Annotated in this window: 19 protein-coding genes and 2 pseudogenes; 6 read left to right on the top strand and 15 right to left on the bottom strand. The window is 34.3% G+C overall.

Going from position 1 to position 26,652, the window contains the following annotated elements; translation table 11 throughout:
• Positions 1-36: 36 nt before the first annotated feature.
• The 3 genes from hblD to MKY90_RS16215 all read right to left on the bottom strand — a co-directional run bounded on the left by hblD (position 37) and on the right by MKY90_RS16215 (position 5,212).
• Positions 37-1,257 carry a hemolytic enterotoxin HBL lytic component L1 gene (hblD, locus tag MKY90_RS16205; protein ID WP_002128070.1) on the bottom strand — a complete coding sequence of 407 codons (1,221 nt, stop codon included), beginning with the start codon at positions 1,255-1,257 and terminating at the stop codon, positions 37-39.
• Positions 1,258-1,318: 61 nt separating this feature from the next.
• Positions 1,319-2,638 carry a hemolytic enterotoxin HBL lytic component L2 gene (gene hblC, locus MKY90_RS16210; RefSeq protein ID WP_341093269.1) on the bottom strand — a complete coding sequence of 440 codons (1,320 nt, stop codon included), beginning with the start codon at positions 2,636-2,638 and terminating at the stop codon, positions 1,319-1,321.
• A gap of 1,344 nt (positions 2,639-3,982) precedes the next feature.
• Positions 3,983-5,212, bottom strand: coding sequence for a helix-turn-helix domain-containing protein (locus MKY90_RS16215; protein WP_098168139.1), 1,230 nt, complete (start codon positions 5,210-5,212; stop codon positions 3,983-3,985).
• Between the two features lie 480 nt (positions 5,213-5,692).
• Between MKY90_RS16215 and MKY90_RS16220 the strand changes: the two genes are divergently transcribed.
• Positions 5,693-5,836: a hypothetical protein gene (locus MKY90_RS16220; protein WP_000132593.1), complete on the top strand. Its 144-nt coding sequence runs from the start codon at positions 5,693-5,695 to the stop codon at positions 5,834-5,836.
• 1,035 nt (positions 5,837-6,871) lie between these two features.
• On the opposite strand, the gene MKY90_RS16225 is transcribed toward MKY90_RS16220, so the two are convergent.
• Positions 6,872-7,765 carry a CPBP family intramembrane glutamic endopeptidase gene (locus tag MKY90_RS16225; RefSeq protein ID WP_098168138.1) on the bottom strand — a complete coding sequence of 298 codons (894 nt, stop codon included), beginning with the start codon at positions 7,763-7,765 and terminating at the stop codon, positions 6,872-6,874.
• Positions 7,766-8,125: 360 nt separating this feature from the next.
• Between MKY90_RS16225 and MKY90_RS16230 the strand changes: the two genes are divergently transcribed.
• From MKY90_RS16230 to MKY90_RS16240, 3 genes are all read left to right on the top strand, one after another.
• A complete protein-coding gene (locus tag MKY90_RS16230; protein ID WP_341091924.1) occupies positions 8,126-9,463 on the top strand; it encodes an erythromycin esterase family protein in 1,338 nt (445 codons plus the stop codon).
• A gap of 201 nt (positions 9,464-9,664) precedes the next feature.
• Positions 9,665-10,243, top strand: coding sequence for a sensor domain-containing protein (locus MKY90_RS16235; RefSeq protein ID WP_341091926.1), 579 nt, complete (start codon positions 9,665-9,667; stop codon positions 10,241-10,243).
• A gap of 114 nt (positions 10,244-10,357) precedes the next feature.
• Positions 10,358-12,145, top strand: coding sequence for a hybrid sensor histidine kinase/response regulator transcription factor (locus MKY90_RS16240; RefSeq protein WP_341091929.1), 1,788 nt, complete (start codon positions 10,358-10,360; stop codon positions 12,143-12,145).
• A 259-nt stretch (positions 12,146-12,404) separates the two neighbouring features.
• Here MKY90_RS16240 and MKY90_RS16245 read toward each other — a convergent pair whose 3' ends face one another.
• The 4 genes and pseudogenes from MKY90_RS16245 to MKY90_RS16260 all read right to left on the bottom strand — a co-directional run bounded on the left by MKY90_RS16245 (position 12,405) and on the right by MKY90_RS16260 (position 20,236).
• Positions 12,405-14,795, bottom strand: a complete 2,391-nt coding sequence (locus tag MKY90_RS16245) for a penicillin acylase family protein (protein ID WP_215599480.1) — start codon at positions 14,793-14,795, stop codon at positions 12,405-12,407.
• 101 nt (positions 14,796-14,896) lie between these two features.
• A pseudogene (locus MKY90_RS16250) lies at positions 14,897-18,303 on the bottom strand (DUF4132 domain-containing protein).
• Between the two features lie 111 nt (positions 18,304-18,414).
• On the bottom strand, positions 18,415-19,173 hold the full coding sequence (locus tag MKY90_RS16255) for a DnaD domain-containing protein (protein WP_098168133.1): 759 nt from the start codon (positions 19,171-19,173) through the stop codon (positions 18,415-18,417).
• Between the two features lie 481 nt (positions 19,174-19,654).
• Entirely contained in the window at positions 19,655-20,236 is a 582-nt protein-coding gene (locus MKY90_RS16260) for a TetR/AcrR family transcriptional regulator (RefSeq protein ID WP_002190148.1), read from the bottom strand.
• A 221-nt stretch (positions 20,237-20,457) separates the two neighbouring features.
• On the opposite strand from MKY90_RS16260, the gene MKY90_RS16265 reads away from it, so the two are divergent.
• Positions 20,458-21,705 carry an MFS transporter gene (locus MKY90_RS16265; protein ID WP_215599479.1) on the top strand — a complete coding sequence of 416 codons (1,248 nt, stop codon included), beginning with the start codon at positions 20,458-20,460 and terminating at the stop codon, positions 21,703-21,705.
• 171 nt (positions 21,706-21,876) lie between these two features.
• On the opposite strand, the gene MKY90_RS16270 is transcribed toward MKY90_RS16265, so the two are convergent.
• A complete protein-coding gene (locus MKY90_RS16270; protein ID WP_078204993.1) occupies positions 21,877-22,335 on the bottom strand; it encodes a hypothetical protein in 459 nt (152 codons plus the stop codon).
• A gap of 365 nt (positions 22,336-22,700) precedes the next feature.
• Here MKY90_RS16270 and MKY90_RS16275 point away from each other — a divergent pair, with 365 nt between their 5' ends.
• Entirely contained in the window at positions 22,701-23,408 is a 708-nt protein-coding gene (locus MKY90_RS16275; protein ID WP_063218260.1) for a DNA alkylation repair protein, read from the top strand.
• An 87-nt stretch (positions 23,409-23,495) separates the two neighbouring features.
• On the opposite strand, the gene MKY90_RS16280 is transcribed toward MKY90_RS16275, so the two are convergent.
• From MKY90_RS16280 to imm47, 6 genes and pseudogenes are all read right to left on the bottom strand, one after another.
• Entirely contained in the window at positions 23,496-23,963 is a 468-nt protein-coding gene (locus tag MKY90_RS16280) for a DUF6985 domain-containing protein (protein WP_098168131.1), read from the bottom strand.
• A gap of 66 nt (positions 23,964-24,029) precedes the next feature.
• Positions 24,030-24,142, bottom strand: a pseudogene (locus MKY90_RS16285) (SMI1/KNR4 family protein); the annotation flags it as partial.
• 32 nt (positions 24,143-24,174) lie between these two features.
• Positions 24,175-24,720, bottom strand: coding sequence for a hypothetical protein (locus MKY90_RS16290; protein WP_063218258.1), 546 nt, complete (start codon positions 24,718-24,720; stop codon positions 24,175-24,177).
• Positions 24,721-24,824: 104 nt separating this feature from the next.
• Positions 24,825-25,088 carry a hypothetical protein gene (locus MKY90_RS16295; RefSeq protein WP_063218257.1) on the bottom strand — a complete coding sequence of 88 codons (264 nt, stop codon included), beginning with the start codon at positions 25,086-25,088 and terminating at the stop codon, positions 24,825-24,827.
• Positions 25,089-25,160: 72 nt separating this feature from the next.
• The gene (locus MKY90_RS16300) at positions 25,161-25,712 is read right to left on the bottom strand and encodes an SUKH-4 family immunity protein (protein WP_063218256.1); all 552 of its coding nucleotides are present in this window, start codon (positions 25,710-25,712) and stop codon (positions 25,161-25,163) included.
• A gap of 102 nt (positions 25,713-25,814) precedes the next feature.
• Complete coding sequence (gene imm47 / locus MKY90_RS16305) at positions 25,815-26,603, bottom strand: Imm47 family immunity protein (protein WP_141506956.1); 789 nt, start codon at positions 26,601-26,603, stop codon at positions 25,815-25,817.
• Positions 26,604-26,652: the final 49 nt, after the last annotated feature.

Consider the following 26,652-nt stretch of genomic DNA (forward strand, 5'->3'; position numbering starts at 1 on the left):
TTCATTTTCCTCCAATTTAGGTTTTAATTTTCAGTTCTATTCCTGTTTAAAAGCAATATCTTTTGAAATGAATTCTGCATCTTTATGAATATCATTCCAACTTTCTTTAGCAGCTTTTAAATCATCCGGTATTAAAGAGAATTTGTGGTCTTGCATAGAATCGATATTATCCAGTAAATCTGTATAATTTGCGCCCATTGTATTCCATTGCTTTTGAATATTTGTTAGAGATAATATCGCTTGATCTACAGTCTGATATAGATATGCCAATGTTTCTTTCGCGTTAGTAAGCGAAAGAACTGCTTGATTAGCACGATCTGCTTTCATACTTAATTCTCCGATTTTGTTAGAAATTTCGTTATAGGAGTCCATATGCTTAGATGCCGTGACACCCGCCGCAGTTCCTAGACCGATACCAGCTGCTCCAAGAGCTGAAAGTCCACCAACAACAGCTGGTGTTGCTGTACCACCAGTTACAACAATTACAACTGCTCCTCCAATAGCTGCAATAACTAAAATAGCTGCTCCCAATCCACCACCAATTGACCATGCTAATACATCATCAAAATGTTTTTTCTGAGTAGAACGAAGTTGCTCAATTTCAGCTTGAAGTTGCGGAATCGTTGCCTGTTGACCTGCTAATATTGCAGTTAATCCACCTTTCCCATCTGGACCACCAACATTATTTTTAAAATCTGTAGAATTTTGATATAGTTTCCCTTTGAAGTCTTGTAGCATCTTAATTACATCTGTAACCTCTTTTGAATTTGTATTAATTGTAGTAATTAAATCACTTATGCCCTCTTTTAGACCTGCCTTATCTTTCTTTTGTACAGTATCTACTAAAGTGTCGTAATAATTTTGAAATTGTTCATCGTAATTTACAATATTACGAGCTGTTTTTTGAATCTGTGGCTTCGCTTTATCTAACCAATAATTCGCATTGATTCGTGACAGTTCTTGATTAAGGTGAATATTTTTGAGCAACTCCCCTCCTTCTGATCCTAAATCGATATTAGATAAATTTACATTCGGTTGCTTAATCATTGTTTTTGCGTACAAATCCATTACAAGAATATGAGACCCTGTTTCAGCCAATGCTTTCTTCAGTCCCTCGGGACCTAAAGCATAATTGCCTACTTTTTGTTCTTGAGCGGTCGTTTCTTGTGCAAATGCATGAATAGTGTTACCAGTAGTAGCAGTTATAACCGTTGCCAGAGTGGCTAAAGTTAGCACTTTGAATGGGAATTTTTTCATAACTATTCTCCTTCTTTCGCTAGATTCTTATAATCTTTATAGTTTTTTCAAAAACGTAATATCAAAATTTATATACCTGTTCTTCAAGGTAACTTATTACATTTTTTAATTGTCTTAATGTATCTTTTTGAGACTGCTCGTTAGTTGCATCAACATTAGTAGATAATTTTGTAATGTTATTTTTTATTAGATCCAAATCTTCTTTATAGCGCTTTAGTAGGTCAAGTTCTACATCTACTTGATTTGCAAACGTATGCACATCATTTTGTGTAAGAAGAAGCATTGATTTTTGTAAATCTGCTATTGATAGTTTCGTTGTTAAATCATATATTTTTTGATTTTGTTTCTCTAAATCATCTAAATATGCTCGCTGTTCTGCTGTTAGTTTATTTACTTCAGCGAAGACACCAAGTGTTTTCTTAATCTTTTCAGTATCAATGGCTTTCATCAGGTCATATTCTTGCGTTTTTGTGGCTGCAGCTGCAGCTATTTCACCTTGTTTGCTTCGCTCAATTGCTTCACGAGCTGCTTTTTTGGCTGATTCAATTTCTAGAGCAGTTTTACCTTGCTCTTTCGCTTCTTGCGCTGCTTTTTTCTCTGCTTCTAGAATAGAGTTGTTAATTTCTTTTCCTTTGTTATACGCTGCCATCCCTGCTTGAGCAGCCGGTTCAATAATTTCTTTTGAAAGACTATAAACTTCTTTGAATATAGCAAATCCCTGCTCATTTAAAGCTCCTGGTATTAATGCAATTTGTTGTAAATCATTTTGAATTGCTTTTTTAGTATTTAATATTTCATTTTTTAACTGATCTATTTTTCCTGTTCCATCTGTACCTAATATGCCTTGCGCAGTTGCCACATTAGTATCGAAATCTTTTAATTTTTTATCAAGCTGTAATTTAAGATCTGTTAATTCATTAATTTGTCGTTGCGCATTTTCTTGATTCGTCATAGCCATATCTTGAAGAACTTCAAGTCTATCCGAAAACCCTTCTCTATCTTCTTTATTGTCTACAAACGATTTTAATGTCGGGTAATAACTATTAAATTTTGTTACAAATCCTTTACTTTTTGAATTTAATAGAATTAACTGTGGATAGAGTTCCGATGACCATTCCTTCATATCTTGTTTGATTAGGAATTGATTTGTATTTAAAGCTGGGACTTCCTCTAGCTGTACATTAGGACTGATTAAAGATTGATCAATATACGTTTGGATTAATTTAGATTGCGCACCTAATTTTCGTAATGATGAAGAAATATCCATGTTTTCTTGTTGAGTTTCTGCTTGAACGATTGGTGTTGCGAGAGTATTGATAGGAATAGTTGCTCCAGTTACAATGGATGTTATTAAAAATCCTGTCATTATTTTATTTTTCATTCCGTACACTCCTTTACCATTGTTTTTTATAATTTGATTCATATAGCTTGTACGACCTATCGCTAGGTTCACTCCTTACACACGCATGAGGAAGGAGAAGTTTTTTAGATAGGGTGTTATCGTTATTATTTACTTCTAATAGGATCTAAGGATTTTACTTCCCTCTCATTTAGATACTTTATTTTTCAAATAATAAACGATAAAAATTCATCAGCTATATTTGGATTAGCTGCCCAATGAGTAGTAAAATACTTCCCCCTAGAGCGGCTGGTTAACTTACAGAACCGTGAAGATAAATAAACCATTGATTCTTGAGTTAATCCCGTCATGACTTTTTTAATATCAATTTCATAATATGGTTTTTAGTTTTGTCAGCAAGAGCCTTACAAGACTACAAAAGATGAAATTATACTGTACATTGCTTATACTTTTATAGCGGAATAAATTCACTTTTGCTATGTAGAAACTTAAAACCCATTTTTACAAAAATACTATTTTTGAGATTCTAAATATCTTAAAAATAGACTGATTATTAAGAAAAATATCTACAACATAATGTTACTTGCAAGTTTAATAACCTCTATTAGCTTGCTCTTCTCCCTTCTGTGTGGTCATACCAGTTATGTTGTTCATTAAAACATTAAATTTCCAATGCGTAAATAGCAAAATTTTGTCGATTGAGCTCGATAATTTAACTATTAAGTAAAAATACAATCCTAAAAAATTATACTGATATAATTAATTAGGAATTACAGCTCTGTAATTGTAATGATTACAAATTAAAGTGTATACGGTTAATAAATAACCATTTTAGCTCAACCAAGCAATTTTATTTTTAAAAAAATACTTATAGAATAATTTAATAGGTTTTTTTATACTTTTTCCCCTTTATTTGGTTATGTATAATTACATATAATATAGATATATCAAGTGATATATGTTATAATGTTAAACTTTATGTAATAGTCCCTAATATCACCATTATTAAATACTTAACATGAAGATATTAATCTATAAACTTATTCCTCGTTATAACTATGGGTTTTAAAATATAAAAAAAGCCGCAAAGCTTTCTCGAAAAGAATCTTTGCAGCCTTCTGTTTTTTTGTCTCCTTAGAAAAATAATGGATAGTGTACTCTTTAAAATTAACAACATGTTATAAATCTTACCCTTGTCCTTTGGCTTCACTAAATGTTTCATGGACTCTTCAAGATCTATTTGAATACATATTCCTTTTCTAGATCAATCACATACTCTTTCTAGAGTAAAAGAAACAGTATGCTCAAGTTTTAGAGTTACTTGCGCGTATATTAAAGTTTTTTCACAAGAAACTGATACTAAGCTTATATTACGGTATATTTTTCACGATACTGTCTAGGTGTCATGTTAGTTGATTTTTTGAAAACCCTTGTAAAATAACTTTGGTCGTTAAAATTAAGCCAGGCACAAATATCTGATAGTGGATATGTAGTGAGTGTTAATAATTTTTTTGCTTCTTCCACTCGTTCCCTTTGAATAAATTCACTTAAAGGAATCCCAACTTCTTTTTTAAATAATTTAGATAAATAAGTAGGGGTAATATCCAAATGATTAGCGAGTTCATTGAGAGATATTCCATCGTAAACATTTTTACTAATATGATTCATACATGTAGTAACCGCATTTGAAAATTTTTGCGCATTGAATTCTTTCACCCGATCTGCAAAAGTACGTAAAGCATCTCCTGACAATCGCCTTACAGAGTCCACGTTATCTAGTTGTTCCATGGTTTGGATATACAAAATACTAAGAGCAAAAGCAATGTCTGGTGGGAGATTACCTTCTATCGCATATCGAGTAGCTAAAGTAATCGCAATAATCCCATGGTTTTTTTGGTTTCTGAGTGGATCCGCTGTTAAAATTAATTCAGTATCTTCCTGCGAAACTGCATACATATATTGCAACAACTTCTTTTTATTTCCCTCTTTGATTGCTGAAAAATAATTATGTACTAATGCCATGTTGTGAGTTTTTGGTTTATTTTGTTGACGTTTTAAAATATATAGATCAGGTTTCACAATTTTATAGGGAACTTCCTCTAACACTTTATTTTTTTCTACAACAATATCAACATCTAACTTTTCATTGGAAATCATGTAATGCAATAAAATTCCCATATCAATTAAAGAAGTTTTTTTAACCTCAGGTAGGGATTGAAAGTAGGTTAGTCTTTCTTGAATATTATTATTTGAGTTAAATTCTTTTCGAAGTTTAAAGGTTACATCATCCGATCCCTTTGGATGTATAGTGGGGCCAATTATTATAGTCCCTTTTATATAATCATGATTTTCTATATGAATTAGGATGAAATTTTCAAGATAACTGTTACATCTGAAAAGGGGCAAATTATAGGGATCATTTTCTTGATAAATGTCACTAAGATGTTCTTCTTTAGAAGAATAAAAAGGACTACAAATATCCTCAGAATTAGAATGATATAAGATTTTTTTGTCTGTGGATAAAATGTGAACAGGTACATTAAAGGCTTTATGTGCAAGATCACACAAGTGTTGTATATCGATAGAATTATTCATTACCTTCTCCTCTTAATTAGATTACTGATAAATTTTTACAGCGTTCCTGTATAGGTTCATAAATTATTTTTCGTCAGGTATAACTCACGACAAAATATTACTATAAAATATCAAATTAGTACAATTCACGACAAAATATTACTATATTTTTTTTATGAAAATCATATATTATTTATTTGTAAGTAGCATCTAAATATCGGAGTAGTTAGGAAAAGTGTGAAAGAAATAGATTCTTTTCTTATAATTTTCTAAACGACAATGAAATGAGCTGAGGTCGTTTCTTAATTCTCCAAGATCTAATCATAGAACTTGAGAAAACAGTGAAGAACCTACAAAATACAGAAACAAGGGATGATTGGAGTATACAACTCTAGTAAGTAATAGCTTCTTGCTAATCCTGCGAAAAATCTAGCCTTTGCGGATACATTGCCAGACGGACTAGAATATGCCCCAGGTACATTACAAATAGTAGGCTAAACAGTGACAGATACATTTGATACAGACAAAAGTAAATTTAATGTAGGAAAAGAAAACGAAGAATTTTGGAATGTGACACATACAGAGTGGCATACAATGGTACTCCATGCGAGGGACAAGCTGGAAAAAAGATTAAAAATACAGTGAAAGTCCAAGGAGATACTGTATCACCGTAAGAACTAACAGCCAAAAATTCAATCACTTGGACAAACTGAGATTAAAAAAGTGGATGCTGCAAATTCGAATATAAAACTGATAAACTGCTGTATTCCAAATTTTTTACAAAGATAATAAAGAAGTCGAAAATTTAACAGCAGATGAAAATGATAAAGCTATTTCTGAACCACTATGCTTCGAAAAATTCACGTTGGAAGAAATTCAAGCACCAAATAGGTCTACGTTATTTAAAGATCTAATTGAGGGAAAGGTCTTATCATCAGTACAAAAATAAAAATAGAAAACACAAAAAGCGAATGGAATATTAAAAATACTGACGATATAGGTCCAACTATTTTTATCTAATTGGCACTATATTACTGGTCGCAACATTAGTTTTAGTTTCCGCAAAAGCGGAAGAAATAAATAGATTCCAAAATTATTAGGAATAGCAGCGGTGACACAACATATAAATAATTTTTTTATATGTTGTTAATCTTTGTAGTATCAGTCTTTATGCTACCTAGCTTTATTACTCCATCACATAAACATATTATTTATTTTCTAAGTACAATGGCTATTAATTAACAAAAACAACACCTCTAATTATGAGGTGCAGTAACATAAATCCAAAGTAATAGTAGACATTAGACACTTATTTCACAGTAAATTGACCTCAAAATAATAGTTACTGCAATATCAGGATTTGTTTATTCTATAACAAAAGAAATGTCACTTAAGCATTCTTTGTATGCTACTTTTAATTAATATATATGACACCCTTAATTTCCCACTCTATTTTTAGTTAAGAATCAAAATACTGAAGCCAATGAAATTGTATTACATTGGCTTCAGTATTTCAGATTTAAAATCACGAATAAAAACAAAACAGCGTTTAAACACCCTGTTTTTAATCGTGTGAAATTTAATCCTTATCGATACATATGACATTCACACGACCACTAAAAATCCTTAAAAAGCAATCTGAGAGTCCGTTTTTCTGATTCACAATCTTTTTTTAAAAATTTATGTGAAAAATCTATATTTAGTAAATCTTATTATCCGAGACACAATTATTGCCGTAATCAAGATAATAAGGGCGGTTATCAAGCCAGATTCTCCAATCCAAATCTCAGTTTGATATCCTGTACTTGCACGTGTGAAAGGTCCTTGAATAATGGCATTCCAAGTAGCATGGATGATAACCGAAGGCCAAATGCTACCTGTGATAAGTCGTAAATAAGCTGTAATATAACCGAATGGCACAATACAAAGATAGATACCAAGTACTGAAAGAACGACAGATGGTCCCGCTACATATAGGCCAGCAATAACAATTGGAACATGCCACGTTGCCCAAATCAATCCACTAATAAGGATGGGCCGTGAAAACTCTGCATCGACTAGCCTTGTGAGCATATAACCTCGCCACCCCATTTCTTCTCCCAAAGCTGGGATTAAGCCAAGCAAACTTCCGAAAATGCCGCTCAATACTACTAGATAAATGAAACTGAATGGTGCCGTTACATACTGAAGTCCAAGCATATTGTAGATTGGTTCTAACATACCACCTTCGGGATGCTGAAACCCCGCAATTCCGCTCAACCAGGCGATAGAATAAGTAATTCCGCAAATAATCATAGGGATTAGCAGAGCAAAACCAATCCCCTTCCATATCTTTAAGTTACCGAGACTAAAAGATACATCTTTAAACCCTTCTTTCAGTATTATGCGAGTCAAAATAGAAGATAATGCTGGGGTAAACATATATACCACAATAAGCGGCATACTTTTCGTAATTATTACTACTACATTTAGGATAATAGAAGTAATGATTAAGATACTCAGAAAGAGTTGAAGTCCTATTTTAGCACGTTGGATTTTATCTTTATTGTGGAACGATTTTGCGTGTAATCTCATTTTAATCCGCCCTTCCCTTTTCATTCACTTGTTTATCGAATTTACTTCTTGTCATTTCTACAGACACAACTTAGAATAAAAATATTTTTGTATACAGATTCATTCATCTTTAAAATCCCTCCCCAATTCATAATCTAGTTTTACTTGCGACTCATCCATGCAATTATTATTTATAAGTTGTCATAACCGATAGTACAAAAGTGTAATGATTAGCATATGACCTGTGTCAATTAACCTTATGACAATATGTAACTAGAAAATATGATATGGAATAAATAACAATTGAATTAAGGCAATTGATTCGTGCAAGTACAATGAATCAATCTTGTTTTTACAAATAATTCAATTGAGGTGGAAAAAATGAATAAGAAAAGAATAATTGCAATGGTTAGTACAGCTTTATTAGTCACAGGATGTGTAGAAGTAGGAAAGGCTCAAACAGTAGCAGTCGAAAATTCAGGTCAATCAATCCAAAAAAATATAGTTAAATCAATACAATCACAGGCTTACCCATTAAAAACGATAGAGCCGTCAAAATCATTTGAGGATTTAAAACCACTTAAGAAAATGATTGGGAGCGCACAATATGTAGGATTAGGAGAGAATACTCATGGAAGCTCTGAAATTTTCACTATGAAGTTTCGCCTTGTGAAATATTTGGTTACTGAGATGGGTTTTACAAATTTCACAATGGAAGAAGATTGGGGAAACGGCTTAAAGCTAAATGAATATATCCAAACAGGAAAAGGAAACCCTAGGGAATTTTTAAACTTGTTATATCCTACTGATGAAATCATAGCCATGATTGAGTGGATGAAAGATTATAATGCTGATCCATCCAATAAAAAAAAGATCCAATTTATCGGGCTCGACTTAAAGGAATTGGACCAAGGTTGCTTTAATAAAGTAATTGATTATGTAAGGCTGCATCGACCAGATTTGCTGGCAGAAGTAGAAGAAAACTATAAAGAATTGTCGGCTTTTAATGGAAGTACACAGGAATATATGAACCTTGCTCCTGAAATAAAAGAAAAGTTCAAAGCAAACGCTGAGAAAGTAGCTCGATTACTAAAAGATGAGAATAATCAAGCCAACACAGAAATAGTTTTACCCGAGTACATCTGGGCGAAAGCAACGGCAAGTGCAATAGAAAAATTTACCACAATGCTAATTCCTAACGACTATCCAAGTATGTTAAAGCTACATGAGCAATACTTGGCAGATCATGCAATGTGGGCACAAGAGACATTGGGTGGTAAAACGATGGTATGGGGACACAATATTCATATAGCTAAAGGAATTATCGATGAGAAATTATACCCTTATGTTGCGGGGCAGTTTTTGAAGGAACGTTTAGACAATAATTATGTCACAATTGGTAGTACAACTACGGAGGGGAATTTCACCTTATACAGCGAATATGACCCTTCCACTGGAGGTAAGATTACAACACGTGATATTCCACAAAATGTAAATAGTTTTAATTATACCCTTGGAAAAGTACCATATAACATGTTTTTATTGGATAACCGTCACCTTAAAGGACAAGCAGAGAAATGGGTTAAAGCAAAAAGACCATTACTAAGTATAGGGGGACAAATCTTCCCAAACGAATCGGCATACTTTGATAAATCATTGCTTGAGCAATTTGATATTATTTTTCACATTCGAAAAACAAGTCCATCTCATATTAAATAAAAGTACAAAACAATCCCTTCTTGCATCTGCAAGAAGGGATTGTTTTGTGGAGATTAATAAAAGCAACTTTTTTAACCAGAAGTAGGTTACTCTCCTCTTTTTAACATCATTTAAAACTGTCATATGACACTTTTACACTAGTGAGAATGACAAAAAAAGCAGTATAATCCGGTTATTACATAGATAGGAGCGATGAACTTTATGAAATCAAGATTCATCCAGAATGGTTATTTTTTATTGCTAACTTTCGTTACAGGCTTGTTTTATTTTTGTTTTTACCTAATAGCTCTGCTATTCAGCTTCACCCTTTCATTTACGGTAATTGGGATTCCACTAGTTATACGTGTACTACAGACTACTACACCTTTTATCCAATTCGAGCGTATACAGACGAAAATTTATACCAATATTTCGACCGACTCTTACGATAAAAGTATAAAAATGGATACATCGAACTGGACTCAGGTGAAATTAGTGCTTACAGATCGTCGCACTTGGTCTGCTGTCTTTTGGTTAATGCAGAAATTAGTGATTGGCATTTTCAGTCTCATTAGTGCAATCATTTTTTATGTAATGCCACTTATGTTGCTGTTGGCACCACTACTGTATCAATACATCGAAATGAATATTATATTCATACAGATAGATACTTTTGCCAAGTCCCTCTTTGTAATGTTTATGGGTATAGTATTTACCGCCATAAGTATTAGAATAGTAGATGGTTTGACAAAGAAACTTGGGGGCTATACACGTAGCATGATTCGGCAACTAAATCGATAGAAGTTTGCAATCTGTGCGTAGTATCGCAGTTTTAAATTTAAAAGTATAATAGGCATGAAGGATTAAATTATAATATATGAAGTAAAAAGGTAGGCTACTTAGGGGGTAAATGACTTGTTAGATATGGTTAAGTATTGGTTTTGGTACGATTGGATTATGTTAGGAGTCCGTATACTTGTTAGTGTCTCTATCGCCATAACCACATTAGATTTTCAGGATAGTTTAACATTGCCACTTTGGATTGTTATTTTTTGGGAGGTTCTTACCTTCTCGATTCCATGGGTAGCCTTACTGTTCAATTACAAATATTACTTGTTCACAGAAATACTGCTATATGGTGGACTGTGTATATATTTAACCTCTTTATTTCCGGAAGCTAACGTTACATTTCTGATATCGGCTTTTCTGATTGCTGCGAATAGTAAGCATTTGTCCTATTATTGGACAGCTCCAACAACAGTTTTTATAACAACTGGAATTTTCTATGCGGTTGCGCCAAGTAATAGCTATTGGATTTTGGTTACCTACTATGGACTTGCTTATGTAATGGGCTTCGCTTTCCATTTATTAATCGTCAATCATAAGCAAAATGAAGCGATTCGTAAACAAAACGCGGTACTTGAGCAATATATGTCTCAGATTGAACGTATTACACTGGCAGAAGAACGGAACAGACTGTCGAGTGAGCTTCATGATACAGTTGGTCACGCTTATACTTCTATTATTATGGGGATGGAAACATTGCGTACCGAAATTTCTACTGAAATGGGTATACAGAGGCTAGATTCTCTGCTTGAAATGGGACGTAAAAGCATCGAGGACGTGAGAGGTTACCTACATCAAATGGATTCTCCGTGTCAATCGCCTTCCTTAATTCAATCTCTACAAAATCTTGGAGCCGAATTTCAGGAGCACGCTCAGGTAAATGTAAGTTTGAAGACATTCGGAGAGGAATATCAACTGTCTCGGCAAGCGAAGATCGCATTCATTCGTTGCTTACAGGAGTCCCTTACGAATGCAGTACGTCATGGTCAGGGGACTGAAATTATAGTTTCATTGCAATTTGAACAACAATATACGAGGTTAGAAGTTCAAGATAATGGAAAAGGAAATGTAGAATGGCAGGAAGGCTTCGGTATGAATGCGATGAAAGAGCGGGCAATGAACTTGCAAGGTCAATTGTCTGTATATACAAAGCCAGAGGAAGGAATGCTTGTTACATGTACCATACCGCGACAGACTGAAATAAAAGATGGACATATTCGTTTGTTAATTGTAGACGACCAGCCATTTGTTCGGGAAAGTTTGAGGACATTACTCGATAGATATGAAGATTTAAATGTAGTCGGTTTGGCTGAGGATGGCAATCAAGCCATCGATTTGTGTGGGCGCCTTCAACCCCATGTTATACTTATGGATTTAGATATGCAGCATATGGATGGAATCGAAGCAACCAAAAAGATTAAGCAACAATGGCCACATATCCGCGTATTGATTTTTACAACTTTTCAAGATACCGAGCAGGCGTTGGAATCGCTTCGCAACGGTGCGGATGGTTTTTTACTCAAATCTATTGAAACGTTGGAGCTAGCTAATACGATCCGACTTATTCACAAAGGTGGGACACTGATTGATCAAGGAATGTCTCACAAAATATTTGAGAAATTTGATGAGCAAAAAGAGACACCACAATCAAAAGCAATCGCTTATGAACTAACAGCTAGAGAGATAGAAATATTGCAGCTAGTAGCAAAAGGACTTCGATACACTACCATAGCATCAAGATTATATTTATCGAGTGGTACGGTCAGAAATTATGCTTCCACAGCTTATACAAAGCTAGGAGTCCGTAACAAAGAAGAAGCTGTTCAAAAGGCTCTAGAAATTGGAATTATTGAATAACAAAATGTTTTGCGGTGTATAAAAATGAGTAACAAAGAAACAGAACGCTTTGTGTGGTTTCTTTTGTAACAGAGTACATAAGGGCCGTTATCGTATAAGTAAATGTTAAAACACTTACTGTTTTGTCATAATAAAATCATTGAATATTATCCTCTAAAATACAAAAGCCTACTATCAATTTAACTGATAGTAGGCTTTTAAAATTATTTAAGAACTTGATTATGTTCTAATTTAACAGTTTTCATCAGTGGAAATATTATCACTTCGGCTGTAAATTTAACACTTTCCCTTCTATCCCATCTGTATTCAATGTAGTCGTATGATACTCACCGTTCACCCAATCATCTATTTGATCATGATACCAATCGCTTCTAAAGTTTCCTGATTGTCCTGGCCCTACGATATGATAACCGTTTGACATATCTTTCGTATCAATAACAAATCTCCAAGATGCCCCATGATTTACAATACCGTTATCTCCGTAACTCGCTGCTTGAACGGTAACTTGACTTCCACCTATTGGAACTGGTTTCTCACGATTAAATGCGAGTAATGCTAATATACTAGATGATCTCGAAATTGGATGTGTAAAAGCAAGTTGATGGTAATCGCCCCACTTCCACTCCGCAACATTCGGTCCATATTCCTTCTGTAATTTCTTCATTACATTCTCGTACGATGTATGTACAACTTCTGTGAAGCCTCCGTACTTCGTAAACCAAGCGCTATTTTCTCCTGCTACTTCTTTTCGAATCAATTCATCAACTACTTGTGACTTCCCTTCAAATAACTCCATCACATCTTTCGGTATTTCTTTTGAAAATAGCGTATTCGAAATCTCTTTCATTAACAAATGGAATATTAATGGTGCCGCTTCATCTTTACTATCGTAAAAATTCCACTTTGTTAATTGTTTTACGCCTTCTTTCTCTACTTCATTTAAAGATGCTTTATTTAACTCTTTTAACAATATAGGAGTAAACTCTTTCCCATATAAATTTTTTTGATCCATCTGTAAATCTTCTAAATCTTTCACCGTATACTTTTCCTTCTCTTGTAAAAACTCTTGAATACGCATTTGCCTATATGGCTGCGCCCACGTATTACTAATATGGTACGGATAAGCGTCATCAACGATTTTATTATTCGCAGTTGAAATAAACCCTTGTTTTGGATTTATTACTTTCGGAAGCTGATTAAACGGAATATACCCTTCCCATTCATATTCATCTGTCCATCCAGGTACAGGCAAACTACCATCGCCTTTTTTACGCACTGGTATATTTCCGTTCGCTTTATAAGCAATGGTTCCGTCATTTGATGCAAACACAAAGTTTTGAGTTGGTGTATGAAAATCTTGAAGAGCAGTTTCAAACTCATTCCAGTCTTTCGCCTTATTCATATTTAATACAGCCTTTAATTCAGCGGAAGGCTCCAAAGCAGTCCATTTCAAAGCGAATACTGTTTTTGTTTTCTCTTTTCCTTTATCCGCAAACTCTGAAATAACTGGACCATGCCTCGTAACCGTAACGTTATACGGAATTGTTTTCCCGCCTTTTACTTTAATAGATTCATCAACAACCGTAGCCTTTTCCCATTTATCTTTATACAAAAATTCATTTTCATTATTAGGATTTCGCTTCTCAATATATAAATCTTGCACATCGGGACCTGTATTCGTAACGCCCCATGCTATTTTGTCATTGTGTCCTAATATAACGCCTGGTACTCCTGCGAAAATAACGCCACTCACATGTAAATCTTTCATTTCAAGTTGCGATTGATACCAAATAGAAGGTGTCGCAAGAGATAAATGAGGATCATCCGCTAAAATTGGCTTACCAGATACACTCTTTTCACCACTCACAACCCAGTTATTACTACCGTTAAACTCTGGTGGAATAACTGTCTTTGAAAAACTTTGTGCTACGTCCACATTTGTATTTTTCAATTCAGCTAGCAATCTAGGCGCATCTTTCGGATATGTAGGAAATAGCTCATTTGCTTGCTCTTCCGGAAGATTTTTCAACGCCCAATATCGAAATGCTTGTCCGTGCCAATGTCCTCCTAAATCAAACGCCATATACTTTCCAATCGTTAAAGAGTCCACAATTGACCATTCAACAGGTTCATAACCTAATAGAGTAAACTCCACTGGCAATTTCTTTTCGGCCTTCGCTTCACGTATAAAAGTATTCACCCCATCAGCAAATGACTGCAGGGCATATTTCGCTTCTCCATCATATTGACTAACAGACGCTTCGGCTGCTCGCCGTAAACCGAGCGTTCGAAACAATTTATCTCGATCAACAGCTGCTTCCCCTACAACTTCACTTAACATACCAGAAGCTTGTCTTCTACTTAAATCCATTTGAAACAAACGATCTTGCGCTTGTACATACCCTTGTGAGAAATATAAATCATGCGCATTTTCCGCTTTAATATGTGGTACACCTTTACTATCTCGTTTCACCGCAACAGCATGTTGTAAATCCTCAAGTTTTATCGTTCCATCTATCTTTGGCACAGAACTAAGCGTATATATGTTCAAAAAAATCATAGCGCAAATAAACAAAAAAAGAACGATACTACTAGACCAAATAAAAATTCTTTTTCCCCTATTTCGTTTCTTTTTTATGACGACTTCCATACAATCCCTCCTCTCTCAATCTATTCGCTTCTATTGTGAAAGAACCTTTTAGAAAAATTGAAAAACCCCCTTCATTTTCCTATCAATGAAGGGGGTTTTTCTTATCGTCCGCTACGCCAGCTTTCATTATGACCAAGATTTGAATCGGTCGCTAATTGCACATCATATAACATTTCACTAAAGAAGTGCTTATCTACTTGTTTTGGTACAATGCGTCTCTCATCATCAATTTCGTCGTATTCATATGAACCGTGGTTCACTTTTCCTGCCTTATAAAATTGAATTTCAAATACACATACTTCTTCTTCACCTTCATATCCAATTGGCGCTCCGCTAAATGAAAGTTCCGCTCCTACTCCAGTTCTAGTGTCTTCTTTATAAAACGTATAATAAACACCGCCATCTTGAACCGATCCGCGAGTCCATCCAAGTGTCGTCATCTTACCGAATAACGAGCGACCATTTAACAAAATACCGCCAAATCTCTCAACATCAACCTCATCATTTTCCTCTACTACAAACACTGGACGTTCAATTTGTAGGAATGGCTGAACAATTCCGGAATTTGTCAGTTGCTCTTTCCACACTTCCTTTTCCACCTCGGATAATTCTAACGGATGAATTAAACCAATAACAGTTCCAGGTGAAAGCTCATGATGCTCTCCTATCATTGAATAAAACATATCACCCGCCGCATAACGGAACGTTCTCAGCAACTTTCCTTCCGTATATTCACCCCAAACAAGTGAAATGGCAAATTGCTTCATAATTGGATTTTCCATAAATACCGGCTTCCACGTATCGTATGACCAATAGCGCTTTAGTGATAGAGCAGTTTCCAAACGTTGTTTCTGCATGGAAAGAGCACTTCGAAGCTCTTTCTTTAAAGCGGCTAACTCTTTCTTAGCTTCTTCAGCTTTTTCTACATCATCTTTTGCATTTGGCTTTGGAAGTGACTTCATACGTTTTCCTTCTTCTGTCGCTAATTCAATTTTTGACTCTGAAGTTAAAATAGCAGTAAAAAATCTATTTCCAAAATCAATCTTCTTTTCACAACGTATATTGAAACCAAGGTTTGGTACCAATTGATCTTCCAGCTCTTCTTCCGTTATACCACGTGTTTTCGCAGCAAGACTTAGTGCTTCTTTTGCCGCATTACGCACTAACTTATGCTTATATTTAAATGCCATCGCATGAATAGACACAAGCGCAAGCTTAGATGAGGACAACCCCAGAGCGCGAACAGCATCCGCTGCAATCTTTCCTCTCATATGAAGGACCCATTCATCAATTTTCTTTTTAAGTATGCCTACCATTTTGTCATCACTAAACATTCCATATAATGAAAGGATTCCCCGTTTCTTCACATCTGCATCTTGAGAAATCCATATTTGATATATTACTTGTACATACTCTTTCAAGTCTTGTTCATTTAAAGTACTACCAATTACTTCAGCTGCCTCTTTCTTCTCAATAACAGAATCTGAAATATACTGCTGTATATAAGCTAACGGAACTGTTGCGTCTGCTATTTCATTTGAATTTGTGGTTCGTCCCCAATCAATTGCAGAAGTGCATTTCTTTTTTGTTCCGTTACTATACGACTACAAAGTTCTTCTATATTTTCTGAGTTTCTCCCCACTTCAAGTAACGGAGCAAACTTCTCAATAAAAGAGGCGTTCTTCTTTTCTTGCAAAGCTTCCTGTACCAGTTGCATATATTTCCCAACCTTATACTCTAGTAGTATTTTCATCACATTTTCACGAACAATTTTCTTTTTATTATTAAGTTCAACTGCTACATTTTCTGCCGCTTCTACATCTTTTGAAAGAAGTTTAACTACAGACTCACGCATTTTTTTAGATGAAGCGCCTAAGCTTTTGATTAAAATTGGACGCATTTCAACCATGTTATCCCTTGCTAACTCTTCTAAAATATATGCTTTTGCCACAGCAGAATACTCATCAAATCGTTCAATTATGTATGCTTGTTCTTTTACAATGACATGAACAAGCGCTTCCTTCGCCTTGTTTCTCTCTTCACTATAGCATGCAGCTTGTTCAACTGCATAAGTGATAAGCTTTTCCTGACTTAATCCATACGAAAGAAGATCTTCTAATACTTGTTTCGGTTCTATCCCTCTGACAGAACATTCGTACAGAAGTTCGTATAAATTAACGTTATATTCATCTCCGAATTGCAGTGTAAGTACAGCTTCCCTCTTCGCTACATCATCTACATCCCAAAGGAGTGCAACCTCTAATACTGGCATCCCCCAATACATACTTCTATACTTAGGATTTTTAAGTATTTGCTTCATATCCTCAAATGACACTTTCCCTATTAAATAATCACGATATTTATCCCGCACTGTAGACAATTTAATTTGCAAAGCAGCCACAAAAAATTCTTCTCGCATTTTCCCTCTATTTAGCTCATGTCCTTTTCCAGCTAACATTCGTGCGATGATGAGATAATTAATTTTACTTAAATAATGCAAAGTACGTTGAACAAATTCAGGATTTTCTTTCGCCATGAAGCATAGCAATTCATATTCATACGTCTTACAAAATTCTTCATTATTTAAATCATGTTGCCTCAGACGGTGCGCAAAAAATCTTTCCTCAGAAATCCAAAACTGTTTACAAAAACTTTGAATTTCATCATATGTTTTCTTATTTACACTACCTGTTCTTTTGTAGTTTTGAAGCTGACCGAGAGCTTGACACATATAACGCGTAGCATGGTTCATAAAACCCAAAACGTTTCTCTTCGCTAAGATTTCAACATATCGCCTCGCAACATTTGAATACTTATGAATACTAAATAATAGCCGCCAAATATATTCTGGTAAAGCCCCACCTACAAATAATTCCCTATCACTTTCACCCTTTATATACCGTTCAACAGCTTCAACCTTTTCCTTTTCTCCATTCAAATTCAATATAAATTCAGCATGTTCTTCTAATCTCTCGTCCAATAAAGAGCTATATGTACGGAATCTCTCATAATCTACTTCAAACATTACAAGAAGTAGCGATAATTGCTGCTTTATTGATAAAGCTGACAACTGCTCTTCTATATAGTTCGGATTCTCGCTTATTAATTCTCTAAGAAAAACATATGCTTCATCCACATAACTTGAAATATTGGATAAATATTTGCATGCACTTGCTACAAGTTTCTCCAAAGGAAGTTCACTTTTTTCTAAATAAACCTTCATATTAGAAAAATTCACATATTTAAACCTTATTATAAGAACATTTAACAATTGCTCCCCTAGCAAATAATAAAATAACCGAAAGAAATCCGGATCTTGTTTATATACTTTTCTAAAATCATTTATAAATCGCTCGGCAAAATCGCCTCTTTTTTGATCTCTAATTGTCGTTAGTTGAATATTATTTAAAATCTCTTCTTCTCTCGTTTCTAAATAACGTGATGATAATTGTTCCTGTTCTTCTGTCATATGAATATATTGAAACAACTGAGATGTATTAGTAGTCAAACTTTGTTCCCCCGCATCTTTTTATCTATTATAAAAATACCCTTATTTAATTGTAGTATAGCATACAACCCATCGTATACGAACGTATATTCTGCATTAAATTTATGTAAATTAAAAAACACTACTCAAAACACTTCTCCTTCTCTCTAAACTTCCCATTACACACTTTTCTCCACTATATTCGCTACACCAATTCCTCAAGATACCCTTTACATAAGCAAGTGTCCCCTTATTATTTTCAAACGCAATTTTAAGTGCCTCTAGTACTTTATCTCCTGAAACTCTTTGCATCCATTCCTTTAATTCCTTCGCGATATATGGAGATAGACTACTAATGTTTTGTTCGTAAAATTTATAAACTTCACTATGCGGAGTGGCATCCTCTACTCTTTCTACCTCTTCCTTCTCTTGAATAATTACTTGTTGTGAATTACTATCAATCTCTTCCTCTGGCATACCAAAATACTGAAGTAATAATGGAATCTTGCATTCTTCTTCAAGACATTTACGTAAAAATATATGTATGAACTCTTTATTTTTTACAGTCTTTAACTCACGTAACACACACTTCTCTACATTTGTATTTAAAATAGGGTTATAGTGTAGCCAATTTAGTATGTATAACTCTTTCGTTTCCGCATCGTATAAAATCTTTCCGTATTCAACAAATCTATTTAACAGCTTCTCAACAGTTTCCATACTGTAGCCTATTTCCAGTTCTGCCACACGCTTCGGTAATACGTAAATTCCACATTGCTTCGTTTTCGTACCAGTTAACAAATATATGTAAAAATAACGCTCCTCTGGCGTTAAATCTAATATGAATTCATCTTGCCAAAAGTTCACCTGCACATTACGGTACACCGCCATCAGTTTTCCTCCCGCTCTTTACTAGTAAAAAGGAAAATTCCAATCCTTCAATATAAATATAGGAATGAGGTAACAGTTTTGGCATTCGAGTTCCAAATTTTTTTAACTACTACAACGACGGTTTTATTTTTTCGCGCTTGTTTTGTTCTTGTAGTTGTTTTTGTTTTTGTTTTTGTTTTTGTTTTTGTTTTTGTTTTTGTTTTTATTTTTTCTTAGTGATTTATTACTTGGTAGGTGCTTATGAGGGGCTTTGAAGGGGCTTATATAGTGTTTTCATTCCTCTCTTATCCGATTCCTAATTACAAATGTCTCCAACAATCTTCATATATTGCAGACAACCATTATGATTCACCTGCTCATATTTACACGAAAATAAAAAGCACTTGTTGCCTTCGTAGACAATTCAGTACTTAAAGTTAAAAGCTTATAAATAAAAGTGTCTATAATCGACATAGTTGATTGAAATACAATTCTGTTACATTTATTTTAGTAACGATAATATGATACATACCGAATTATCTACAACTGAACGTTCTGGGCGAGATTTCATTAACACCGTTAATCCAATTAATGAAGTGACTAGCGTTTGTGCCAATGCTTTAGCATTCACATCACTTTGCAGTTCTCCAGACTGAATTCCTTTAGTAATTAATTCTTGAAATATAACTGAAAGATACATTTGATGTTCTCTAGTCAGCACTTCAAATTTTTCATTATGAGGGGCAATCTCAACCATTGTGTTAATACAAAAACAGCCTTTATTTGATTCTTTTTTATATTCCTCTTCCACCATATTTTCAAAAAATATACGAATGGCCTCTTTTACAGATTGTTCTTTTTGAAGTTTTGTTCGAATGCTAGCTGCGTGTAAATTCGTGTATCTCCGTAATGCAGCTTCAAATAGCCCTTCTTTATCACCAAATGCCGCATATAAACTCGGTCTTTGTATTTCCATTTTAGCAGTTAGATCACTTAATGAAGTAGCAGCGTATCCTTTCTCCCAAAAAAGTTGCATAGCAGCATCTAAAGCTTTTTCTTTATCAAATTCACGTAGTCGAGCCATTTAATCCCTCCTCTTTTTTCACCTGTTTTCTAAATTATAAATCACGTTTTTATGTACTAATCAGTATATTATATATCGTATTAAATTATAAATGATATGTCAAAAGAAACTGAATTTATTTTACAATTAACTTGACATATCAACTTATCCTTGATTATATTTGACTTACGAAATAACATACCGTTCGGTAAATTATTTTAAAAACAAAAGGAGATGATATTATGGATGCTAAAGAAAAAATGACAACTGCGCTTACACAGAATAATGATCAGTTCCAATCACCTATTAATACAATCATGCCCCGCTATATAACTCTATTATTTTCAATAGCTTGCGGGATGGCTGTGGCGAATATATACTTCGCTCATCCTCTACTTGATTCTTTATCAAATGCGTTTAAAATCAACCATTCAACTATTGGTGTCGTTATTACGATTACTCAAGTTTGTTATGCACTCGGATTACTTTTATTAGTTCCACTTGGTGATTTGTTAAACCAAAAAAGACTTATTATTGTTCAAATGCTTTTATCCGTTTTCGCTTTAATTGTGGTCGGAGTCGCTCCTTCCAGTACCGTACTTTTTATAGGTATGGCCTTAGTCGGAATTCTTGCGACTGTTACGCAAACACTCGTCGCATATGCATCCATTTTAGCTAATCCATCAGAACGTGGACGCATAGTAGGTTTCGTTACAAGTGGCGTTGTAATAGGTATACTCCTTGCACGTACATTTGCCGGAACATTAACAGATCTAGCGGGATGGCGTTCCGTTTATCTTACCTCTGCTGTACTTATGCTCTTCGTAATTGGTTTGTTATATCGTAATTTACCTAGTCTTGAACATAAAAAAACAGCTATGACCTATCGTAAATTATTACGTTCTGTTCTCTTATTATTTGTAGAAGAAAGGATCTTACGTATTCGCGGAATATTAGCATTGCTTATTTTTACTTCATTCAGTATTTTATGGACTTCATTAGTTTTACCTCTAAGTGTTGCACCATATAATCTATCCCATACAGCTATCGGAGCATTTGGTCTTGCTGGAGTTGCTGGTGCATTAGCTGCCACTAAAGCCGGACAACTTGCTGATCGCGGATTCGGAGAGAGAACTACTGGCATAGCCTTATCCTTATTATTACTTTCATGGCTCCTCATTAAATTAATGAACCATTCTCTATTCCTACTAGTTATCGGTGTTATCCTTTTAGATTTAGCTGTGCAAGCTGTACATGTCACCAATCAAAGTATACTTTTCACAGTGCGTCCAGAAGCAAGAAGTCGCCTCACTGCCAGTTACATGATTTTTTATTCTATCGGCAGTGCAACAGGTGCAATTCTTTCCACAAACATTTATGCAAGCTACGGATGGAACGGAGTTTGTATATTAGGTGCATCCGTTAGTGCTTGTGCTCTTTTATTTTGGGCAATGACCTTACGGCAATCGTCACAACTAAAAGAAAAATAATTCATTTGTATATTTTCTAATATGTATTTTTCTACAAGACTATAGAATACCATTCACTTTTTAAAATAAATCAACGGCATTTTCATATTAAAAATGCCGTTGATTCCAAACTTTTATGTATGCGATTCGCCATGTCATGATAATAGATCATATACTAGCGAAATACCTCTATTACAAATTACCTTTAACTTGTCCAACAATCTCGTTTATCGTATTTCGATCAAACTTATCACTAATTTCGTATGGCTTACGATCTCCTACTAATTGTACGCCTACGATGTCGTTGCGGTCCTTACCATATTGCACTTCAATAATAGATCCGCGCTCTATTTGTTTCCAAATGTGGCTTGCTTCATCTTTATTATCTAAAATAATACAGTCCTCAATAGTTTCATCGATTCCAATTAACTTGTTATCATCCATATATCCAACCTCGTATTGTAGACGTTCTTTCGCTTTTCCGCTTACTAATATACCTTTGCTACCGTATGAGTAATCCGTATAATCCTTTTTCTCCGCTTGTACCGCTTTCGGCTCTTTTGCTTCAGTTTTTTCAGCAGTTCCACACCCCGCAATAAGACTGATTGGTATAACCACCGTTAATACTACTCTAGTAAATTTCTTTATCATTTGTAACCAACCTCACATATTTAACTTTAACTTCCATTTACCCCATTACCAAATAATAACATAACACTACAGAGAAAGTGCCAAAGATAAAATATTATTTGCATTCTCCCACTTTAAAAACCTATGCGGAAAGTTATACATCTATTTTGTCTCTTTCCCGTTTACCTTAATGTAATATTCTCATAATTATAACTAGATGGAAGGTCAAAATCACAAACTGAATTGCAAAGGAATTATAGAAAGTAGACATCCTACTCACATAAGATGAGTATTAAATTTGAGAAGTATGGAAGACTCGATAAAAAATATAAACTAGATAATTACAATTAAAATGATCTTTATATTAAGGAAGGAAGTGCACAGCTATGGATTTTAAAACAGTTATGCAAGAGCTTGAATCCCTCGGTAAGGAAAGAACGAAAAAAATATACATATCTAACGGTGCACACGAGCCAGTTTTTGGCGTAGCTACAGGTGCTATGAAACCAATCGCTAAGAAAATAAAATTAAATCAAGAGTTGGCTGAGAAACTTTATGCCACAGGTAACTACGATGCTATGTACTTTGCAGGTATTATTGCAGATCCAAAAGCTATGAGTGAGTCTGATTTTGATCGCTGGATGGACGGGGCATATTTTTATATGCTATCCGATTATGTAGTGGCAGTAACTTTATCAGAGTCAAATATTGCACAAGATGTTGCTGATAGATGGATTGCAAGTGGGGATGAGCTTACAATGTCTGCAGGCTGGAGTTGCTACTGCTGGCTTTTAGGAAATCGCAAAGACAATGAGTTTTCCGAAAGTAAAATTTCCGATATGCTTAAAATGGTGAAAGATACGATCCATGATTCGCCAGAACGAACAAAATCCGCTATGAATAATTTCCTAAACACCGTGGCAATTTCATATGTACCACTACACGAAAAAGCAGTCGAGATTGCAAAAGAAGTTGGTATAGTTGAAGTCAAACGTGATAATAAAAAAAGCAGTTTGCTAAATGCTACAGAGAGTATTCAGAAAGAACTTGATAGAGGAAGACTTGGTTTCAAACGTAAGTATGTAAGATGTTAAACAGATTCGTATCTGGGTGTCAATTCGATAAAGATTGACACCTTTTTCATTCAGGTTATATATCCCCTCATTTACTTTTAACTTATATTAAAAAATAATATCCTGATAACCTACTTCCATTATCTTTTCATTTAATAAACGAACTCCTACACCATTTTCTATATCCCACGTACAATTAAATGTAATTCCAACCTCTCGTCCTTCCGTAATATCTGCATACGGAACAACAATACCCTCTAAACCGATCATCTCTAGTATTTGATCAGTTGTTTCAACTAATGGATAATTTTCTCGCACTCCAATATCATATCCTAATTCACATCGCCTTTGTTTGTAATAATCTAATATAGACTGTAGTAAACTTATTTGTACCTCTTCCCAATTTTTTATTAATGATTGATACGCTACATACTGCCCTTCATCAAACACTCCATCTTCTTCACCATCTATCATCAAATGAATCTCAGTTACATTACCTATAAAAGTTATAGGCATACACTTAGCCCAAGCATAATTATATTCAATCTCTCCAAAAACTGAATCGTTCACTCTCATTTATCCGTCATTCCTCTCGCGCTTATTACTAAGGTGTCCCTGCTTATTGTTAACTCCTATCAACATTTAACATTTGAAATATTCTTTCAAAAACATATAAAACGTTGGCCAACTTCCTTTAATTCTCCATTTAAAAGTAATTCATCTCCACCTTCAAAATGTACTGAGTGAACCATTTCCTTCTACCCCTATAGGAATCTTATCTAGTCCCTTAATAACTCGTGATTAAGTCTTCGCCTTCATATCTAGGGTCTTTCTCAACTTTACCATCTTTTGTTTTGATGACTTTTAGTCTACCTAACCACTCTGCTCCGTTATATGTCTCTTCACTTACCCATACATTATGCTTTTTACCGTCTACCTCAACTACTAATGTTGGGTGTGTAAATATGAATTCCTCCTCTACATGCCTACCTACTATTTCTGCATGTAATGATGTACCTTCTTCAACTAATTTACTATTCTGATACCCTTCGATAATAGGTGATCCAATAAATACAAAGAATATCAGCCCAAATACGGTCACTTTCTTCTTTGTACTCCATTTATTCTTTTCTTTCAATTCCTTTTGTCTTGCTTCTCTTTCTTCGCGTTCATCCAAACTCTCATTTAAAGCGTCTTCCCACGCCTTAATTTCTGCTTCGATTTCCGCTTCGGCTCTTGCTAGTTTTTCTAGTTGTTCATCGGTTGCTACCATCTCATATGAGTTATCTCCAACCACACGAATTTCAGCACCATTTTCTTTTACTTTCCGCAAGTCTTTTTCTGTACAATCAAACTCTCGAATGATTTCCCCTTGTGTGTTTACAAGTCTAACGTAAATGTTTTTTTCTCCTTCTTCTTAAACATCTGAACTCCCCCTTATTTGTTTCCTATCATAGATAACCCTACTGCAATTAAGAGAAAGAAAACGATAATAAGGAAAGTCTTCCCTTTGCTTACTTGTGTTGTACAACCTTCCAAGACAGCCCATATAAGAATTGGGAAAAGAAGAATACCTAGGAGAATATCGACCAACTTGTTGCTACTCTTCTTTAGTGTTTTTTCTTCTTCTACTATCGGTTTTATCTGAACAGCTTCTTTTCTTATTTGTTTCGGTTTCTTTTTCTTGCGTCTATGATTCACCCAACATACCCCTTTTAGAATAACTTTTTACTGCCTATAAAAATATCGGAATATCCTCCTTTTCACTTCCAATTATTCATATAAGCTCTCAATTTCAATACACCAAAAAGAACCCTTTTCCATACACTTATCATCAATTTTTTTCAATTCTTCCTTCAACCAACTTATTGTACACTCTGGTATATTATTATCGATAAAGGCATCCTCACCATTTATCTCTACTGCCTTATCAATCATTTTTGAATATACTAATAAACATGCTGCAAATTGTTGTATAGAAGAATTCATAAACACTTCTTTATACGTATCACTATTATTTAGAAACACTATATTTTCTTGTTTTTCAATTATACAAATTGGATTTCCAGAACTTGTTGTTCCTAAATACCAATATTTTCGAAACTCTTCTGGCATATGAAATACATTTATAATAGACCTTACGAAAGACTGAGATGAAGTAAATTCTAAATACGGTGGCGGTGTTTCCGGTAAGCCTCCTATAGACAAAAATCGTTTCACTTCAGCTGAACAGTTTTTGTTTATTAATTCTTTTTCAGGAAATGTAATAAGTGGGCCATCTTTATTAACATCCCATTTCTCTCGAAACTCCTCTGGTAGTATCATTTTTTCACCCCTAAACAACAATTAAAGCTTTCCGTTATAGTAAAAATCACTCCTTAACAGGGTGCCATAGAATGTTTTATATTCATCACATGTATCGTTTTCTTATACGACTACATGTCCATAAAAATACTTTTTACCAATCTTCCATTCTTTCTTTGTTAAAACATCAATATATGACATCAACTCTCTATTTTTTTCATTTGTTATTATCGTATCGTATTGAATTGGACATTTGATTCCACTCCAAATTGATAAAACGGAAGGTATAGTAACAACATTATAAGTATTTCTATCTCTTAAAGAACTCATAACTTCCGAAACTAACTCCTTTGCCAAATCTCCAGGAAAAGATAGTCTATTACGATAATAGTATTCTTGCGTATCGTTATTTTCGATAAAACCAGAATAAGCTTCATTAAATTCTTCTAACGATACTTCATAATACTCGTCCTCAATTCCAAGCATCCATGAAAGTTCATTTCTTATAGCTTTTTCAACAAAGGTATCTTCCCACTCTTCTAGTAACGCTAAAAGATATGGTACTACATGATATGAAAGAGTTTCACCAGCACTTACTACAAAATTATGAACTCCATCCTCTGAAGCACTTGAAAGGAATTTCAAATTATTCATTTCTAATAAATCATCGTGAGTAGCTACTGAACAAAATAGTCTAGTGCATAAATGTAAAACAAGCTCATTTCGAGTACTATTCATAAGTTCAATTAGTAACCTCTTTACGGAGAAATCACCTAACTTTAACAATTCGTTAATTAAAATAAAGGATTCTGTCTCTGTTGCACTATCCCTTAAGTTAGACTTAAGAGTTTCAATTGTATGATTAGAAATTTCTCCATACCAAATATCTTTTTTTAAATGCTCTAATTCCATAATTCTCCCGCCTTTTATTGCTGCTTACATTTATACGAACCATTTTATA

This window comes from Bacillus sp. FSL P2-0099 (assembly GCF_038007445.1).
GTDB lineage: Bacteria > Bacillota > Bacilli > Bacillales > Bacillaceae_G > Bacillus_A > Bacillus_A mycoides.

Excerpts from the sequence above, each read along its gene's own strand:
- hblC (WP_341093269.1), bottom strand. The coding sequence starts at position 2,638 with ATGAAAAATAAAATAATGACAGGATTTTTAATAACATCCATTGTAACT.
- MKY90_RS16280 (WP_098168131.1), bottom strand. The coding sequence starts at position 23,963 with ATGAGAGTGAACGATTCAGTTTTTGGAGAGATTGAATATAATTATGCT.
- MKY90_RS16215 (WP_098168139.1), bottom strand. The coding sequence starts at position 5,212 with ATGAATAATTCTATCGATATACAACACTTGTGTGATCTTGCACATAAA.
- MKY90_RS16230 (WP_341091924.1), top strand. The coding sequence starts at position 8,126 with ATGAATAAGAAAAGAATAATTGCAATGGTTAGTACAGCTTTATTAGTC.
- MKY90_RS16260 (WP_002190148.1), bottom strand. The coding sequence starts at position 20,236 with ATGGCTCGACTACGTGAATTTGATAAAGAAAAAGCTTTAGATGCTGCT.
- MKY90_RS16265 (WP_215599479.1), top strand. The coding sequence starts at position 20,458 with ATGGATGCTAAAGAAAAAATGACAACTGCGCTTACACAGAATAATGAT.
- MKY90_RS16235 (WP_341091926.1), top strand. The coding sequence starts at position 9,665 with ATGAAATCAAGATTCATCCAGAATGGTTATTTTTTATTGCTAACTTTC.
- hblD (WP_002128070.1), bottom strand. The coding sequence starts at position 1,257 with ATGAAAAAATTCCCATTCAAAGTGCTAACTTTAGCCACTCTGGCAACG.
- MKY90_RS16255 (WP_098168133.1), bottom strand. The coding sequence starts at position 19,173 with ATGGCGGTGTACCGTAATGTGCAGGTGAACTTTTGGCAAGATGAATTC.
- MKY90_RS16225 (WP_098168138.1), bottom strand. The coding sequence starts at position 7,765 with ATGAGATTACACGCAAAATCGTTCCACAATAAAGATAAAATCCAACGT.
- MKY90_RS16270 (WP_078204993.1), bottom strand. The coding sequence starts at position 22,335 with ATGATAAAGAAATTTACTAGAGTAGTATTAACGGTGGTTATACCAATC.
- imm47 (WP_141506956.1), bottom strand. The coding sequence starts at position 26,603 with ATGGAATTAGAGCATTTAAAAAAAGATATTTGGTATGGAGAAATTTCT.
- MKY90_RS16245 (WP_215599480.1), bottom strand. The coding sequence starts at position 14,795 with ATGGAAGTCGTCATAAAAAAGAAACGAAATAGGGGAAAAAGAATTTTT.
- MKY90_RS16275 (WP_063218260.1), top strand. The coding sequence starts at position 22,701 with ATGGATTTTAAAACAGTTATGCAAGAGCTTGAATCCCTCGGTAAGGAA.
- MKY90_RS16300 (WP_063218256.1), bottom strand. The coding sequence starts at position 25,712 with ATGATACTACCAGAGGAGTTTCGAGAGAAATGGGATGTTAATAAAGAT.